The organism is Myxococcus sp. MH1 (assembly GCF_059738865.1).
In genome coordinates, this window is sequence record NZ_AP026947.1 from 6,070,357 (window position 1) to 6,087,839 (window position 17,483).

At 71.3% G+C, this 17,483-nt stretch carries 5 protein-coding genes; all 5 read right to left on the reverse strand.

What is annotated here, in order from left to right; genetic code table 11:
* Positions 1–2 precede the first annotated feature (2 nt).
* The 5 genes from AC6JA9_RS23565 to AC6JA9_RS23585 are packed head-to-tail and all read right to left on the reverse strand — an operon-like array spanning position 3 to position 17,463.
* Positions 3–1,142, reverse strand: a complete 1,140-nt coding sequence (locus tag AC6JA9_RS23565) for an ArsA family ATPase (RefSeq protein WP_497957864.1) — start codon at positions 1,140–1,142, stop codon at positions 3–5.
* A complete protein-coding gene (locus AC6JA9_RS23570) occupies positions 1,142–2,242 on the reverse strand; it encodes a patatin-like phospholipase family protein (RefSeq protein ID WP_223747404.1) in 1,101 nt (366 codons plus the stop codon). The genes AC6JA9_RS23565 and AC6JA9_RS23570 overlap by 1 nt, the downstream gene beginning before the upstream one ends.
* Positions 2,242–6,537 carry a non-ribosomal peptide synthetase gene (locus AC6JA9_RS23575; protein WP_497957865.1) on the reverse strand — a complete coding sequence of 1,432 codons (4,296 nt, stop codon included), beginning with the start codon at positions 6,535–6,537 and terminating at the stop codon, positions 2,242–2,244. Before AC6JA9_RS23575 ends, AC6JA9_RS23570 begins: the two co-directional genes overlap by 1 nt.
* Positions 6,534–12,029 carry a type I polyketide synthase gene (locus AC6JA9_RS23580; protein ID WP_497957866.1) on the reverse strand — a complete coding sequence of 1,832 codons (5,496 nt, stop codon included), beginning with the start codon at positions 12,027–12,029 and terminating at the stop codon, positions 6,534–6,536. Before AC6JA9_RS23580 ends, AC6JA9_RS23575 begins: the two co-directional genes overlap by 4 nt.
* Positions 12,030–12,036: 7 nt before the next feature.
* Positions 12,037–17,463 carry a type I polyketide synthase gene (locus AC6JA9_RS23585; protein WP_497960739.1) on the reverse strand — a complete coding sequence of 1,809 codons (5,427 nt, stop codon included), beginning with the start codon at positions 17,461–17,463 and terminating at the stop codon, positions 12,037–12,039.
* Positions 17,464–17,483: the final 20 nt, after the last annotated feature.

Consider the following 17,483-nt stretch of genomic DNA (forward strand, 5'->3'; position numbering starts at 1 on the left):
GTTCAAACCCTCTCTTTCTTGAACTCGACGACGAGTCTGTCGCCCTCCAGGCTCGCCCCGGCGGTGGCGAGTGGCGCGACCATCCTGGGGAGCAGGACATTGCGCCGGAGGGCACCTACCTGGATGACGAGCTCCGCCTCGCGCCGGGAGAGCGAGACCTCTTCCTTGCGCGCGAAGGGGAGCTGGACCTCCAGCCTGTACACATCCACGGCCTGCTTGCCGACGCCAACGCTGGGAGGCGTGCTCCCGAGCCGCGCCGGATCTTCGCCTCGGTACAGCAGCGTCGCGAAGGCCTCGAGCGCCTCCTCCCCGACGATGTCCCGCCCCTGGAGCGCAATCCCTGTCACCGGGATGGAGCCGACCAGGTGCTGGAGGTTCTCGACCGCCGGGTGCCGTGCGAGGGCCGCATCCTCCCCCACCAGCGCGAGGCGATTGAGGATGATTCCATCCAGGGCAAGACCTTGCAGACCGAACGCCGAGCAGGCCCTCCGGAGGCCCTGCTCGGTCCGGTGGTCATGCGTCGTCACCCACCGAACGCGCGTCACCGTGGGGTCTCGCAGCAGCGCGCCCACGTCCGTCAGCTTGTCGCTGACCGAGTGGAGGACATCCGGGTCCACGCGCGACGGCCGTGCCCGCCGAGCGCTCTGCTCCGGAGCCCTCGACCTGCGCGCATACCAGCCCACGGCGTCCGCGCCGCCGACGAAGCGCGGCGCGTCTCCCGCATCGATGACGATGAGGTCGTACGTCCGCGCGCGGCTGTGCTCGCCGAGCAGGAGGAGCGCCAGCAGCACCTCCACCCCCGGAGCGAGCGCCACCTCCTCCGCGGTCACGCCCTCCAGGCCACCACCGAGCAGCGCGGCCACCTCGCCGCGGCCCTCGCTCCAGCGGCGCTTCAGCTCCGACGTGACGTCGAGCTCCTGAAGTTGCAGCCGGTCATCGACGCGAACGGGCAGCCCCCGGGCATCCGGGAGCACCGGCGCCACCAGGCCGAAGGCCCCACGCAGATCTCGTGAGGAGTCGAAGGAAAAGACCAACGTGCGCTGGCCCCGACGCGAGGCCGCAAGGCCCGTCGCCGCCGCCACCGTCGTCCGGCCCGCGCCGCCGCTCCCCGAGACCAGGAGGACTTGCGTCGTCTCAGCCATCAGGTCCCCACCTGTGAGGGCTGCGTGTCCTGCCGCGAGTCGCCCAGCCAGCCGGACTTCTCGAGCCAGTGCCGCGTGCGCTGGAGCTGGTCCATGGTGGACTGCTGACTCAGCAGTTGGACGAGCGCCGCCTCCACATGCTTCGCGTCGTAGGCGGAGATGCGCTGCTCCACGATGGGGTCCAGCCGGAAGTACTTCTTCCGGAGGATCATCCGGCACTGGTAGTTCACCGCGTCCGAGCCCGCCTCCAGCAACATCTTCACCAGCACCATCGGGTCTCGGGTGTCCAACAGCCACCGGGCGAAGCCCCAGTTGGACTCGCCGCTCCGGAAGGTGGGCGAGAGGAAGGAGGACATGATGCCGTTGCCCATGGACAGCACCAGGATGGAGTCCAGGCTGGGCGGCTCGGTCGCCAGCGTGTCCACCTGCTCGTGCTTGTTCTTGCGGGAGCTGTTGTTGATGGCCTGGGCCAGCCCCACGAGCGAGGGATTGTTGGCGTACAGCCCGCCATCCACGTAGCCGCTGCCCCGCTCCTTGAGCCCCTGATAGATGGGATAGGAGAGCGGCGGCGAGCCGCTGCGCATCAGGACGTCGATGAGCAGCTCATTCATGTCCGGGTCGTTCTCCGGGCCCGTGTTGTGGAAGATCTTCGATTTCCACGTCCGCACGCCCTTGCGCTGTCCGTCGAGCTGGAAGCTCGGGATGACGACCTTGCGCTTCAGATCGCCCAGCCGCGTCGTCATCCCGAAGTAGCCGCCCAGGAAGTCGCGCATGTAGTTCGAGTCGAGGAAGGAGCTGGCGCCCGTCAGGGCCAGCAGCGTGCGTCCCAGGGAGACGCCCTTCCTGTTCATGGCGACGGCCTCGCCCCAGAACTGGAGGCTCTTGTCGTAGGCGCTGTCCGGGTCCGCCGCGCTGGCGAAGAAGGCCGCGTTGAACGAGCCCGCGGAGGTGCCCACGAAGAGGTCCACCTGATTGAGCAGGGCCCGTCGGTCTCCTCCCGCGTCGAGCGTCTGTCGGAGCGCTCCGAGCATGCCCGTGGTGACGTAGCCCTCCCCTCCACTGATGGAGGAACCATCCATTGACAGGATCCGGTGCGGCATCACACGACCTCCTTCGAGAACTGCGCCTTCCACCCATTCGCGGGCAGGAGCGCCCGAGAAGGTTCTTGTCCGGGCACTCCGGGCAGGGCCGCGTCCAGGCATTGCTGGAGTCGCGAGGCCAGCACCGCGGCGTTCTTCTCATCCATGACGAGTGTCATGTGATTGCCGGGGACCACGATGACCTGCAAGCCATTGGGCGCGAACCTGCGCACGCTGTCGACCAGCGAATCCCGCCCCTGGCTCGGGGGCTCGGCCCGGAAGAGCGTGGCGCGGCCCCCGTACGCGGTGAAGGTGTAGGAGCGCTCCGCCCGCAGGGTGACCAACATGTTCCGCGCCGTTCGCGACACGTCCTTCAGGAACCTGCGCAGGTACGTGCGCTGCCCGCCCGAGTCCTTGCGCCAGAGGTCCTTGGGCGTCTCCGGGAGGCTGATGCCCATCCACTCGCCCACGAGCCGGAGGTTCTCGTAGTCCCGCGGCAGCGGCGTCTGCGCCAGCACCTTCACCAGCTGCGAGCCCGTGGAGACCGCCTGCCGGAGGTCCTGACTGTCCTGCGCGGCCTTGCGGTCGAGCGAGGCGCCATCAATCAGGCCGAGCAGCGCGACCTGCTCTCCCTGCGCCTCGAGCTGGCGCGCCATCTCGCACACGATGATGCCGCCGAAGGACCACCCCGCGAGGCGATACGGCCCCCGAGGCTGCATCCGCCGCATGATGTCCACGTAGTGCGCCGCCGCCTCCTCGATGGTGGCCCTGGGGGCGCTGTCGTCCAGCAGCCCCGGCATCTGGAAGCCGAAGACGGGCTGCTCGGGACTCAGGTGGCGGGTGAGCGAGACATAGACGGCGGGATTGCCCGCGGAGGGAGGCGCGACGAACAGCGGCGGGTTGCTCCCCTGGGGCCTCAGCGCCACCACGCCCTCGGGCAGGCGCGGCGCGAGCACTCCGGCCTGCGCGTCGACCCACCGGGCGAGTCCCTCCACCGTGGGTCGCTCGAAGAGTTCGTTGAGGGGGACCTCCACGTCCAGCACGCTCCGGATGCGCGCGATGAGGGTGACGGCGAGCAGCGAGTGCCCACCCAGGTCGAAGAAGCTGTCGCCGGGAGCCACGGCGTCGAGCCCCAGCAGCTCGCGGAAGAGGGCCTGGAGCTTTCGCTCCGTGTCGGTCAGCACGCCGGATTCGCGCACGGCGAGGCCCCGGGTCCGTGGCCCTGCCTCCGCGCTGGGAAGCGCCTTGCGGTCGACCTTGCCGCTGGGCGTGAGCGGCAGCACGTCGAGGATGAGGAGGACCGACGGGCGCATGTACTCGGGGAGCTCTCCCTGGAGGAACTCGCGCAGCACGCGCTCCAGGTCCTCACCCGGCGGTCGCGGCTCCGAGGGCTGGACGTAGGCGACGAGGCGCGGCTCCTGTCCCGGAGCGCGCTGCAACACCACGGCGGCGTGGGTGACCCTCGGGTGTCGCGCGAGGGCGGCCTCCACCTCTCCGGACTCGACGCGGTGACCACGAATCTTGAGCTGGTCGTCCAACCGCCCCAGGAACTCGAGCGTGCCGTCCGGCAGATACCGGGCCAGATCTCCCGTGCGATACAGCCGCGCGCCCGCCTCGAAGGGGTCGGGCACGAAGCGCTCGGCTGTCAGGTCCGGGCGCCCCAGGTATCCCCGGGCCAGCCCCACGCCGCCGATGTACAGCTCCCCCGACACGCCGACGGCCACCGGCTGCCCCCAGCGGTCCAGGACATACAGCGCGGTGTTCGAGATGGGCTTGCCGATGGGGATGCGCTCGGGGAGCGCGCCGCCGTCCGCGGGCACGTCGTGGAAGCAGCACGCCACGGCGGCCTCCGTGGGGCCGTACTCGTTGATGACGCGCGTGGGGAGGCGCAAGGCACGCCACGTCTCCAGGTCTCCACCGTGGAGTCCCTCGCCACCGAGGACGACCGCATGGGTGCGCTCCAGCACCTCGCGCAGCCGCCCCAGCCCGTCGAACGCGCGCAGGTGCGAGGGCGTCAGCTTGATGAAGCTGAAGCCCTGCTCGGGGTAGTCCCTGGAGGACAGCAGGTCCAGCTCCCGCCCCCGTGGCAGCAGGAACAGCGCTCGGCCCGAGATGAGCGGCGCGAAGAGGCTGGTCAGCGTGCCGTCGAAGCTGATGGACCCGAGCACCGGGCTCCCCGTGCCCTCGTCGAGCCGGTACGTCCGCACGCTCCACTTCAGATAGTTGACGATGCTCCGGTGCGTGACCTCCGTGCCCTTCGGCTGGCCCGTGGAGCCGGAGGTGTAGAGGACGTAGGCCAGGTGGTCCGGGGTGACGTCACGGCGCAGGCACACACCGGTGGCGTCCGGGAGCCGCTCCGCCGCCGCGTCCACGTGGAGGACCGTCATGCCGGCCTCCAGCTCCGGGTGTGTCCCGGAGGTGAGCAGCACCCGCGGACGGGCGTCGTCGAGGATGCGCCGCAGTCGCGCGTGCGGCTCGTCGGGGTCGAGCGCGAGGAACACGCCGCCCGCCTTGAGCACCGCCAGCAGGCTCACGATGAGCCGGGGCGAGCGCTCCATGCAGAGGCCCACCCGCGTCTCGGGCCCCACGCCCAGCGCCTGCAGCGCCGCCGCGAGTCGGTCCGCGCGCTGGTCCAGCTCGCCATAGGTCAGCTCCCAGTCCCCCATGACGAGCGCGCAGGCGTCCGGCGTCCGCGCCGCGCGGGCCTCGAACAACGCGTGCAGGCACGGCCCGTCCGCGCCCTCCCCTCGCGTGTCGTTCCACTGCCGGAGGATGCGCTCGCGCGCGTCCGCGGGCAGCAACGGGAGCTCGCCCACCGGGCGCTGGGGCTCGGTGAGCAACCCCCGCAGCAGTTGCTGGAAGCAGTCCGCGTAGTGCTGGACGGTGCCCTGGTCGAAGAGGCCCCGGTTGAACACGAAGCGCACCGTGAGCCGGTCGCCGTGGTCCTCCACGAAGAGGTCCAGGTCGAAGCGCGAGGTGGTGGTCTCGAACTCGAGCGGGAGGATGTTCATCCCGCTCGGCGCCGGCGTGCCTTCCATGGCCCGCGTCCACGAGAACACGGTCTGGAACAGGGGATTGTAGCCGGGGTTGCGCGGGGGCTTCAGCTCCTCGACGAGCAGGTCGAAGGGCAGGTCCTGATGAGCGAAGGCGTCGAGCACCACCTCCCGGACGCGCTTCACCACGGTGGAGAAGTCCGGACGGCCCCCCAGGTCCACTCGCATCACCAGGTTGTCGACGAAGAAGCCCACCAGCGGCTCCAGCTCGGTGCGGGTCCGGTTGATGGAGTTCGCGCCAATGACCAGGTCCTCCTGTCCGGTGAACCGGTGCAGCAGGACGAAGAAGGCGCCCAGCATGCCCATGAAGGGTGTGGCGTTGGCCGCATGGCTCAGGGTCTTCAGCGCCTCGGTGAGCGGGGCCTCCACCTCGAGGCGGACCTCGCCTCCCGCATAGGTCCGCACCCGGGGACGCGGGCGGTCCGTGGGGAGCTCCAGCAGCGGAGGCATCCCGGCCAGTCGCCGCTTCCAGGCGTCCACCAGCTCGCGGCGGACCTCGCCCCGCAGGTGCCCCCGCTGCCAGATGGCGAAATCGGAGTACTGCAGCGGCAAGGGAGGCAGAGGAGAGGGCCGCCCCTGGACGAAGGCCGCGTAGAGGGCCGTCAGCTCGCGGATGATGAGGCCGCGCGCCCAGACATCCGCCGAGATGTGATGCAGGCAGGCCTGGACGTACTGGCCTTGGGGCCCCCGGTCGACCACGAGGATGCGGATCAACGGGCCCTCGGACAAATCGAAGGGCCGCTCCCCTTCGCGGCGCAGGAACGCCTCCGTGCCCGAGGGCTCGTGGGCGAACACCTCCGCCTCCTGCATCACCTCGAACTCGAGCCGTGGCTCGGGGTCGACGAGCTGCACCGGGACGCCCTCCTGCTCGGCGTAGCGCGTGCGGAGGATTTCGTGACGGCGGACGATCTCGACGAAGCAGCGCTCCAGGATCCCCACGTCGAGATGTCCCTCGACCCGCATGGGCATCACCAGGTTGTAGCTGGCGCCTCCGGGTTCGAGCCGGTCGAGGAACCACAGCCGCTGCTGTCCGAACGACAGCGGGGCTGGCCCCGTGCGCTCGACGGGGGTGATGGGGCGCTCCTCGTCCACCCGCTGGCGCTCTCTCAGCAGCGCCAGCAGCTCCTGCTTGTGCTCGGCGAGCACCTTCAGGAGCTCCTCGCCCGCGGCCCCCTTCGGGCCTCGGAGCTTCAATTGCTCGCCCTCGGCACGGACCTCGAGGCCCCGCCGATTCAGCTCGGCGAGCAGCTCACCCATCCTCATAGCGTCAGCTCCTCGACCTCGGACTGCGCGGCGGAGACGGGGACACGCGCGAGCAGCTCGCTGAGCTCGAGCTGCTCGTGCAGCGCCTCCACGATTCCGGCGACACCGGTGCCGTCGATGAAGCGGGCCATGGGCAGGTCCACCCCCAGCTCGCGGCCCATGCGGTTCTTCAGCTCGACGGCGCGCAGCGAGTCGAGCCCCATCTCGTTGAGGGAGATCTTCTTCTGGAGCACCTCGTGCTCCGGCGGGAACCCGAGCAACGGCGCCAACCGGCCCCGCACGTAGTGCGTCAGGAGCCCTCGCCGACGCGCGCCATCCGAGCGCGTGAACTCCTCCAGCAGCTCCACCATCCGGCCCGTGCCGGCGGAGGGCGCCTTCTCACGCGCCGCCAGCTCGGAGAACAGGGGGCCGTGGACCTCGGAGAGCGAAGCCCCCTGCGTGGAGGGGTCGAAGGGCAGCACCCCCACCTGCGCGACCTCCCGGCCCAGCAGCTCCTCGAGCAAACGCAACGCCCGCTGGGGCTGAAGGCCCGTGACATCCGCTGTCGCCGTGCGTCCCCTCGCCTTCTGGGCCATTCCCTCGCCAGCCCACTGTCCCCAGTTGACGCTGAGCGCGGGCAGCGCCTTCGCGCGGCGGTGGTGCGCCAGCGCGTCGAGGAAGGTGTTGGCGGCCATGTAGTTGGCCTGCCCGGCGACGCCGACGAGCGACGCCGCGGACGAGTACAGGACGAAGAGGTCGAGCGGCAGCCCAACCGTCGCGTGATGCAGGTTCCACGCGCCCATCACCTTGGGCGCGAGCACACGCTCCAGACGCTCCCGGTCCTGCCGCAGGAACACGCCGTCCTCCAGCACGCCCGCAGCGTGGAAGATGCCTCGCAGCCGGGTGCCTCTCCCGGCGAGGTCCTCCAGGACGCGCCGCACGTCGTCCAGGCGCGAGACATCCGCGCGCGCCACCGTGACCTCACAGCCGCGCGCGCCCAGCTCGTCGAGTCGCGGCTTCGTCGCGTCTGTCGGTGCGCCTCGGCCGACCAGGACCAGGTGACGGGCGCCGGCTTCCACCAACCACGCGGCGGTGGCGAGCCCGAGCGCGCCCAAGCCTCCGGTGATGAGATACGCGCCATCGGCGTGCACACCCATCGGGCGGGGGGTGTTCGACGGCGCGACGGGCCGCGTGAGCCGAGCGCCAAGGAGCCGAGCGCCTCGGAGCGCCAGCAGGTTCTCCCCTGTCACGCGGGTCATCCGCTCGAACAACCGCGAGGCGGCGTCCTCGCCGTCGTCCAGGTCCACCAACCGGCACCCCAGCTCCGGATGTTCGATGGCGGCCGCGCGTCCCAGTCCCCAGAGCATCGACTGCGCGAGGCCATCCACGGTGTCCCCTGGTGCGGCCGCGACGGCGCCTCGGCTCACCAGCCACAGCGCCGGCCGCTGGGCCCATCTCGCGCGCGCCATGGCCTGCACGAGGTGGAGGACGCCCGTCGCGCTCCGTGCGGTTGCCCCCATGAGGGAATCCGGTGAGAGCGCTTCGGCCCGGCGCTCGTCGAGCCCCCAGAGGCAGACGACCGTCGTCGGCGCGGCCCCCTCATCGGACAGCGCCTGGAGGAGTCGGACGAAGCCGTCTGGATCGCTCGGGTCGACATGGACGTGGCCCGGCTCCTCGCTCGCGTCCGGCGTCACCCAGACACATGTTCCACCGTGACGCTGGACCTGCGCCTTCAGGCCCTCCGCGACGCCGCCCGAGTCCGCGAGCAACAACCAACGCTGGGTCTGGAGGGAAGCCGGTGTCCGGGTCGGAGGAAAATCCAGCTCGCGCCACGCCAGCTCGAGGAGCAGCTCCCGCGTGGAGCCGGAGAGGGACGTCGAGAGCGCTCGCCGGTCGATGCGCTTCAGCAGCAGCCCCTCGACCTCGGCGATGACCTCCCCTGTCTCCCCGAGGATGCGCAGGTCGATGCTCAAGAGCTCATCGGAGGCGGAGGCTCGCTCGTCGTGGCGTGCGTGGACCCAGGCGCTGCTCCCGGGCTTCTTGAACCAGCGCAGGCGCTGGATGGCGACCGGCATCCGTTGGCGGTGGTCCCGTGCCTCGCTGGCCTCCTCCATGAACAGGGCCGCGACGGTCTGGAAGCAGGCGTCGAGGATGAGCGGATGCAGCCGGTACTCGCCCATCCCGATGACCTGGTTGTCGGGCAGCCGGACATGGGCGAGGCAGGCGTTCTTCCCGAACCTCAGCGCATCGATGGCACGGAACGACGGGCCGTACTCGATGCCATGGCGCGCCATCAGCGCGTAGAACGGCTCGACCGGTCGCGGCGGGGAGAAGCGCGCGAGCAGCCCGGCCTCCAGCTCGACGTGTCGCGCGGACTCGCGATGCTCCGCGAGATAACCATGGGCGAGGCGGGCCCAGTCGCCCTCGGCGCCCGTCGTCTCCTGACTGTAGATCTCGAAGTGCGTGCGCCCTTCCCCTGGCGTCAGCACCGTCTGGACCTCACGGCCCTCGGCCTCGCCGAGCACGAGCGGGCGCTCCAGCTCGAACGAGAGCACGTCGAACGACGCCTCCGGCGACGCCGTGAAGTGCGCGGCCCCCAGCGCCATCTCGACGTAGCAGGCGGCCGGCAGCACCGTCGCGCCGAAGACCCGATGCTCGGCGAGGAACGAGGGCTCCCGGATACCCAGGCGCGCCGCGAAGCGCGTCCCCTTCGTCCCCGCGAGTGACAACGGTGCGCCCGCGAGCAGAGGGGAACTGGCGCGAGCCGTCCTCCGCTCCGCCATGGAGCCCCCCGTCGGGGAGTCGATCCAATAGCGCTCGCGACGGAAGGGGTACGTCGGGAGGGTGACGGACCGCCGCTCGAAGGGTGCATCGAACGCGCTCCAGTCCACCTCGAAGCCCCGCTCGTAGAGAGCGCCCAGGACGGTGAGCAGCTGCGCTGTCTCGCCAGAGGAGGGACGCAGGCTCGGAAGCCAGCTCAGCGCCTCCTCGTGGGGGTAGCTGCGCAGGCCGAGGCCGGTGAGGACCGGCGTGGGCCCCACCTCCAGGAACGTGCGGTGCTTCTGTTCACGCAATGTCTCCAGCGCGTCGGCGAAGCGGACGGGCTCGCGCAGGTGGCGGCACCAGTACGCGGGGCGGGTCAGCGCCTCCGAGACGAGCCCGCCCTCCAGCGTGGAGACGAAGGGGAGCCATGGCGCGGCGAGCGCCACCCCGTCGAAGCACGCCTCGAACGCCGTCACCACCGGCTCCATGAGCGGCGAGTGGAAGGCGTGGGTGACGGACAGCGGCCTGCAGCCGATGCCCTCACGCGACAGACGCGCCGCGACCTCGGAGAGCGCCGCGCGGTCTCCGGAGATGACCAGGTCCTGGGGACCGTTGACCGCCGCGAGCGAGATGAGCTGGGAGACCGGCGCGAGCGTCGGAGCAAGCACCTCCTGCGTGGCGTTGACGGCCAGCATCGCGCCCTCGCCCGGGGCCTCATGGATGAGCCGGGAGCGCGCGACGACCAGCTTCAGCGCGTCCTCGATGGACAGGACTCCGGCGACCACGGCGGCCGCGTACTCGCCCAGGCTGTGACCGACCACCGCTCCTGGGACGATGCCCCACGACGACCACAGCTCGCAGAGCGCGTATTCGAGCGCCACGAGCGCGGGCTGGGCGTAGCGCGTGTCCGCGAGCAAGGAGGAGGACTGCTCGCCATGCAGGATGTCCTCGAGCCTGGGTTCGAGCAGCCCCTTCAGCGCCTCCGAGCACCGCTGCACCGCCGCATGGAACACGGGCCAGGTCTGCGCGAGCTCGCGCCCCACCCCGGGACGCAGCGAGCCCTGCCCCGTGAACAGGAAGACCGGCCTCGGGCCCTCCGTCCCCCGTCGAGGCTCGCGATGTGGCTGGGTCCTCCCCGCGCCCAGACGCGACAGGCCCGCCCGGAGCTCGGCCGCGTTCGCGCCCGAGACCGCCGCACGGTGCTCGAAGTGGGAGCGACCGACGTTGGCCGTGTAGCACCAGTCTCCGAGCATTTCGCCCTCGTCGGGCAGCGTGGACGCATGCACCTCCACCAGCGCCTCGAGCGCGGCCTCGGTCTTGGCCGACAGGGCCAGCAGGTGGACGGGGCGCTCACGCACCACCGGAGGGCGAGGCAGCAGCGGGGCCTCCTCCACCACGAGGTGCACGTTGGTGCCGCTGAAGCCGAAGCTGCTCAGGCCCGCGAGCCGCCGCTGTTCCCCTCGCGGCCAGGGCTGCAGCGCGGTGGGGATGACCACCGGCAGGTCCTCCCAGCGGATGTTCGGGTTCGGCCGCGAGAAGTGGAGGTGCGCGGGGATGGCCTCGTGCCGCAAGGCCAGCAGCACCTTGATGAGCCCCGCGATTCCGGCCGCGGCCTCCAGGTGTCCGATGTTCGTCTTCACGGAGCCGACGAACAGCGGCGAGGCTCGCGCGGGCGCGCGGCCGAAGACCGAGCGGAGCGCCTCCATCTCGATGGGGTCGCCGAGCGACGTCCCCGTGCCGTGGGCCTCGACGTAGCCCACCTGCTCGGGCTCCACTCCGCAGCCCTCCAGCGCCATGCGGATGACGCGCTCCTGCGCGCGCCCGTTCGGCACCATCAAGCCGCTGCTGCGTCCATCGTGGTTGAGCGCCGAGCCCCGGATGACGCCGAGGATGGGGTTGCCCTGGGCCAGCGCGTCCGACAGGCGCTTGAGCACGACGACGCCGCACCCTTCCCCGCGCGAGAAGCCATCCGCCGACGCATCGAAGGTCTTGCACCGACCATCGACCGCCAGCATCCGGTTCTGGCACTCGAACATCATGGTGATGGGGGACAGGCTCAGGCTGACGCCTCCCGCGAGGGCCAGGTCGCTCTCGTCGTTGCGCAGGCTCTGGCACGCCAGGTGGACGGCGACCGCGGAGGATGAACAGGCGGTGTCCACGGTGAGCGCCGGCCCCTGGAGGCCCAGCGTGTGGGCGATGCGCCCCGCCGCCATGGACGGGTAGTTGAGGGACGCGGAGTGCATCTCCACGCCCGCGGTGATGCCGAGCACGTTGTAGTCGTTGTGCATCAGCCCCACGAAGACACCGGTGCGGCTCCCGGTCAGCCCCGCGGGAGGGATGCCCGCGCGCTCCAGGGAGCGCCAGCACTCCTCGAGCAGCATGCGCTGCTGCGGATCCATGTCCTTCGCGTCGCGCGGAGGGATGCCGAAGAACGCGGGCTCGAACAGGTCGACGTGCTCGATGAAGGCGCCCCGGCGCGTGTACACCTTCCCCTTCGCGCCCGGCGTGGGGTCGTAGATTTCGTCGATGTTCCAGCGCTCGGGAGGCACCTCGCGGGTCGCATCGCCTCCCTCGCGGAGGAATTGCCAGAAGGTCTCCGGCAGCTCGCCTCCGCCAGGGAAGCGGCAGGACATGCCGACGACGGCGATGGGCTCCGCGGCCAGGAGGTCCTTCTTGGCGCGGAGCTGGTTCGCGAGATAGGCGAGCTTGACGGCCGGCAGCTCGCTGATGCGTGTCGGTAGTTTCGCCATCCGGTCCTCAGCGGGTGAGCGCGCTCACCAGCTCCTGGTCGATGAGTGAGGTGAGCTCCTGCTCCGACAGCGCCTGTATCTCCGCGGTCAATGCGTCCTCCCGCGTCGGACCCTCCAGTGGCCGCTGGGTGGGCTCGCCCAGCCCCAGCTCTCCCGCGAGGTGCGTGACGAGCCCCGACACCGAGGGAAAATCGAAGACCAGCGTGGAGCGCAGGCTCTTGCCGAGGCTGCTCGCGAGCCGGTTCTTCAGCTCCACCGCCAGCAGTGAATCGAAGCCCAGGTCGAAGAGCCGCTCGCCACCGGAGAGCCGCTCCGACTCCGCCAGCCCCAACGTGCGTGCGACCTGCTCCGCCACGTGCTGGCGCAGCAGCTCCAACCTCCGGTTCGGCGCGGCCGCGTCCAGTCGCGCGCGGAAGGAAGGCGCCCGCGGCTCCATCGGCGCGCCTCCCAGCAGGCCCTGGAAGAAGGCCTGACGCGAGAGTCCCGGCCACTGCTCCGCGAGCCGGGTCCAGTCGATGGGGAAGACACCGAGCGAGGTGTACGCTCCCCCCATGAGGCGCTCCAGGACCTCCAGGCCCCGCTCCACCGGAATCGTCCCGAAGCCCAGGGCCGCGGGCGACCTCGCCGACGCCGGGCCCATTCGCGCGGCCATCCCCGTCTCTGCCCAGGAGCCCCAGTTGAGGGTCAGCGCGGGGTGCCCCTGCGCGCGCCGGAGCTGGGCCAGTGCATCGAGGAACGCGTTCGCGGCGACGTAGTTGGACTGCCCCGGCGTTCCCAGCACCGAGGCCGCCGAGGAGAAGCAGACGAAGAAATCCAGCGGCATCCCGGCGGTGAGCGCGTGAAGGTTCCACGCGCCCTGGACCTTGGGTGCCAGCACTTCGCGGAAGCGCTCCGCCGTCTGATGGGCCAGGGTGCCGTCGCGGAGGACTCCCGCGGCGTGGAAGAGTCCTCGCAGCGGAGGAGCGTCGTTCAGCTGGGCCAGGGCCGCCGCGAGCTCGTCGCGAGAAGCCAGGTCCGCCAGGGCCACACGGATGTGGACGCCTCGCGCCGTCAGCGCGTCGAGCTGCCGCTGGGTCTCCGCCGATGGCCCATGCCGCCCCAGCAGGATGAGGTGTCGCGCGCCCCGGTCCGCCAGCCACCCCGCGAGTCGGAGTCCAAGCCCGCCCAGTCCACCCGCGACGAGGTAGGACGCGTCCGAGGAGAGCTCCAGCTTCCGCGTCACCGCGCGAGCGCGGGCGCGCTCCAAGCGAGCGACGGACAAGCCCTCCGCGCGCACGGCGACCTGCTGCTCCTGCTCGGCCAGCGCGAACGCACGCAGGCAGGCCTCGGCCTCCCCGTTGACGGGCGCACCGGGGAGGTCGACCCGGAGGCAGCGCAGCTCCGGCAGCTCCGTGGACACCGCCTGCCCGAGGCCCCACAGCGGCGCCTGCGCGATGCGCGGCTCGTGGGCATCGGAGGACAGCGCTTGAGTGCCTCGGGTGATGAGCATCAACCGGGGCGTCCAGGAAACTCGCGCCAGGGCCTGCACCAGGTGCAGCGCGCCCTCGCAGCTCGACCCCTCTTCATCGTCGCCCCACAGGTACACGAGGCCGTGCGGAGCCGCGCCGTGCCACTGCGAGAACAGGTGGTCGAAGTGGTCGGGCCTCGCGGGGTCCACGGAGAGGCCCTTGCGTACGCGGGTGACTCGGGCACCCCGCTGTTCGAGCAGCGCGGCCAGCGAGTCCCCGACGTCCTCATCGCCGATGAAGACGACCCAGTGCTGCCCCGCCGGGCGCAGCTCGCCCTGGGAGGCACACGGGCGCCAGGTGACGCGGTACAGCCAGTCCTGCCAGTCCACATCGAGGCCGCGCAGCAACACCTCCCGCTCGGCCTTGCGGACGGAGAGCCCGGTGAGGGACGCGACCACGCTGCCGTCCTCGGCGCAGAGGGTCATGTCGGTGGTGGGGTGTTCCGTCGAGCCGGCCTGGGCGCGCTGCGAGGCGAAGGTCCAGAGGCGCGCGGGCAGGCGCTGGTAGAGGTCGAGGCGGTGGATGGCGACCGGGAGCAGCAGCGCGTCGTCTGGCGACAGGGGCGTGACGGCGGCCGCGGTCCGGAGGCACGCATCGAGCAGCGCCGGATGGGCGCGGTAGCCCACGCCACGCGCTTCCACCTCGCTGAAGGAGCACGCGGCCCCAGGCCCCCGGTGCAGCGACGACAGCACTCGCAGCGAGGGGCCGTAGTCGAGCCCGCGCTGACGAATCGCCTCGGAGAAGGCCTCGAGGTCGACGGGGCTGGGGCAGTCTTGCCGTCGTGCCTCCAGCGCCACCCGAGGCGGCGGCGTCGCACCGGGCGCGTGGACCCGACAGGTCAGGTGGGTGATCCAGGAGGAGCGCTCGCCCCGCCCTTCGTCCTCCCGGCTCATCACGGTGCACGTGAAGCCCGCGGCGCCCTGCTCCTCCAGGAGCGTCTGGACGACGCGCGTGCGCGACTCCGGCAGGACGAGCGGCTGGTGGAGCGTCACCGCCTCCAGCGTCATGGACTCCGAGCCCGACACCTGCGCCACGGCCGAGACCACCATCTCCACGAAGGCCGCGGCGGGGACCACCGCCTTGCCGAACACGCGGTGGTCCTCCAGGAGTGGAAGGGCCCGCGCCTCCAGCTCTCGCGAGAAGACGGCGGTGCCTTCACGCAGCGCCACGGAGTCCCACCGCTCACCGAGCAGTGGATGCACCGCGGGCTTCGTGGGACGTGACCAGGGCGCGGGAACGTCCAGCCAGTGCCGCTGCCGCTCGAACGGATAGGTCGGAAGGGCGATGCGCCCGCGTGCGCCATCGACGCGCGCCAGGTCCACCGTCGCGCCACGCACGTAGAGCTCCGACACGGCGCGCAGCAGTCCCATCCGGTCCGAGCGACGCGGGTGCAGCGTCTCCAGCCACAGGGCGGATTCGGAGGCCGCGAGGTCTCGCGCGAGGTTCGACAGGACCGGCTTCGGACCCACCTCGAGGAAGGCGCGCACCCCACGCTGGAGGAGCGTGCGGAGTCCCTCCGCGAAGCGGACCGGCTCGCGGCAATGCCGGACCCAATAGTCCGGACACGTGAAGCCCTCCCCTGCCTCGGCGCCGTCGAGGTTGGAGATGAGGGACACCCGCGGCGCCTGGAGGCGCACACCGGCGACGACGCGCGCGAACGACTCCAACATCGGCTGCATCAGCGGCGAGTGGAACGCATGCGAGACCTTCAGGCGCTGGCTCTCGATGCCCTCGGCGGCCAGCTCGCGCGCGATGGCGTCGAGCGACTCCCGCGCTCCGGAGATGACCGTGTTCCTTGGCCCATTGAGCGCCGCCAGCGACACCCGCTCATGCCCCGCCACGGCTCGGAGGACTCGCGCCTCGTCGGTGAAGAGGGCCAGCATGGCGCCGCGCTCGGGCAGCGCCTGCATCAGCCGCGCGCGCTCGGCCACCAACGGGAGCCCGGCCTCGGCGGTCAGGGCGCCGGCGAAGATGGCGGCGGCATACTCACCGACGCTGTGCCCCAGGACCGCGTCGGCGTGGAGGCCCCACGAGCGCAGCAGACCGGCCACCGCCAGCTCGAGCGCCACGATTGCCGGCTGCGTGTACCGCGTCTCGTCCAGCGCGCCCGCGTCGCCCTGGAACAGCACCTCGGTCAGCGGCCGGTCGAGATGGGGGCGGAGGATCTCCTCGTAGTGGAGGAGGTCGCGACGGAAGCCCGGCTCCGTCTCGAACAGCTCCCGCCCCATGCCCACGTACTGGGCCCCCTGCCCGGTGAAGAGCCACGCGACGAGCGGCGCCTCCGGGCCTCGCTGCCCTTCGACCCACGCGCCGGGGGTTCGGGACTCGCCACGGCTGAAGTCGCGCAGGGCGGCGGCCAGGTCCTCGGAGGTCGAGGCCACGAAGGCCACGCGCTCCTCCAGCGAGCTCCGGCTGACCCTCGCCGTGTGGCAGACCTGCGCGAGCGCATCCTCGCGCGCCCCGCCGAGCGCGTCCGCGAACGACGCCGCCAACCGGCGCAGGCTGCCGCTCGTGCGGGCCGAGAGCGTCAAGAGCTGCGGCAGGCGCGCGGTGGCCTGGACGGCCGCCTGTTCCGGACGCGGCGCGGACTCGAGGATGACGTGCGCGTTGGTGCCCGAGAACCCGAACGAGCTCACGGCCGCGAAGCGCGGCGCCTCGGCTCGCCAGTCGCGCCGCGCGGTGGGGACCTCGACGAAGAGCCGGCTCCAGTCGACGTGCGGCGTGGGGGTCCGCAAGTGGAGGTGGGGAGGAATCGCCTCGTTCGCCAGACACAGGGCGGCCTTCATCAGCCCCGCGATGCCCGCCGCGCCCTCCAGGTGGCCCAGGTTCGTCTTCACCGAGCCCACCATCAAGGGCTGCTCGCGCGTCGCCCTGTCCCCGTAGACCGCGGCGAGCGCCTCCAGCTCGATGGGGTCACCGAGCGCCGTCCCGGTCCCATGGGCTTCGACGTAGCCCACGCGCGCCGCATCGACGCGCGCATCCCTCAGTGCCTCCGCGAGGACCTGTCGCTGCGCGAGCCCGTTCGGGACCGTCAACCCGCTGGTCCGGCCATCCTGGTTGACCGCCGAGCCACGAATCACCGCGACGATGGGGTCCTTGTCCGCGAGGGCATCCGAGAGCCGCCGCAGGAAGAGGAGGCCACAGCCCTCCCCTCTTCCCATCCCATTGGCCGCCGCATCGAAGGCCTTGCAGCGCCCGTCCACGGCGAGCATGTGCGCGCGCGACTCAATCAACGTCGCGACCGGCGACAGCACCAGGTTCACCCCGCCCACCAGCGCGAAGTCGACCTCGCGCTGGCGCAGCGAGCGGAGCGCGAGATGGACGGCGACCAGCGACGACGAGCACGCGGTGTCGACCGTGAGGCTCGGCCCCTGGAAGTCGAACGTGTACGACAGCCGCCCCGAGGCGACGCTCGCGCCATTGCCCGACCCCGTGTGCGCGTCGATGAGCTCGGGGGACTGGGTGGCGAGCTGCGTGTAGTCCTGCCCCATCATCCCGATGAACACGCCCGTTCGGCTTCCTCGCAGGGAGCTCGGGTCGCGCCCCGCGCTCTCCAGTGCCTCCCAGGCGACCTCCAGCAGCAGCCGGTGCTGCGGGTCCATCCGCGCCGCCTCGCGCGGGGAGATGCCGAAGAACCGGGGCTCGAACTGGTCGATGTCCTCCAGGAACGCGCCGTGACGGCAGTAGACCTTCCCCGGCTGGTCGGGCTCGGGGTGATAGAAGGCCTCCGCGTCCCATCGCTCCTTGGGGACCTCGGTGACGGTGTCGACACCGTCGAGGAGCAGTCGCCAGTAGCGACCGGGAGTCGAGGCATCGCCCGGGAACCGGCATCCCATGCCGACGATGGCCAGGGCCTCATGCCGCTCGCGTGCGTGGGCGTCGAGCTGTGCCTGCGCCTCCTGGAGCTTCAGGAGCGCGCGCTTCATCAACTCCGCATGGTCTGCCT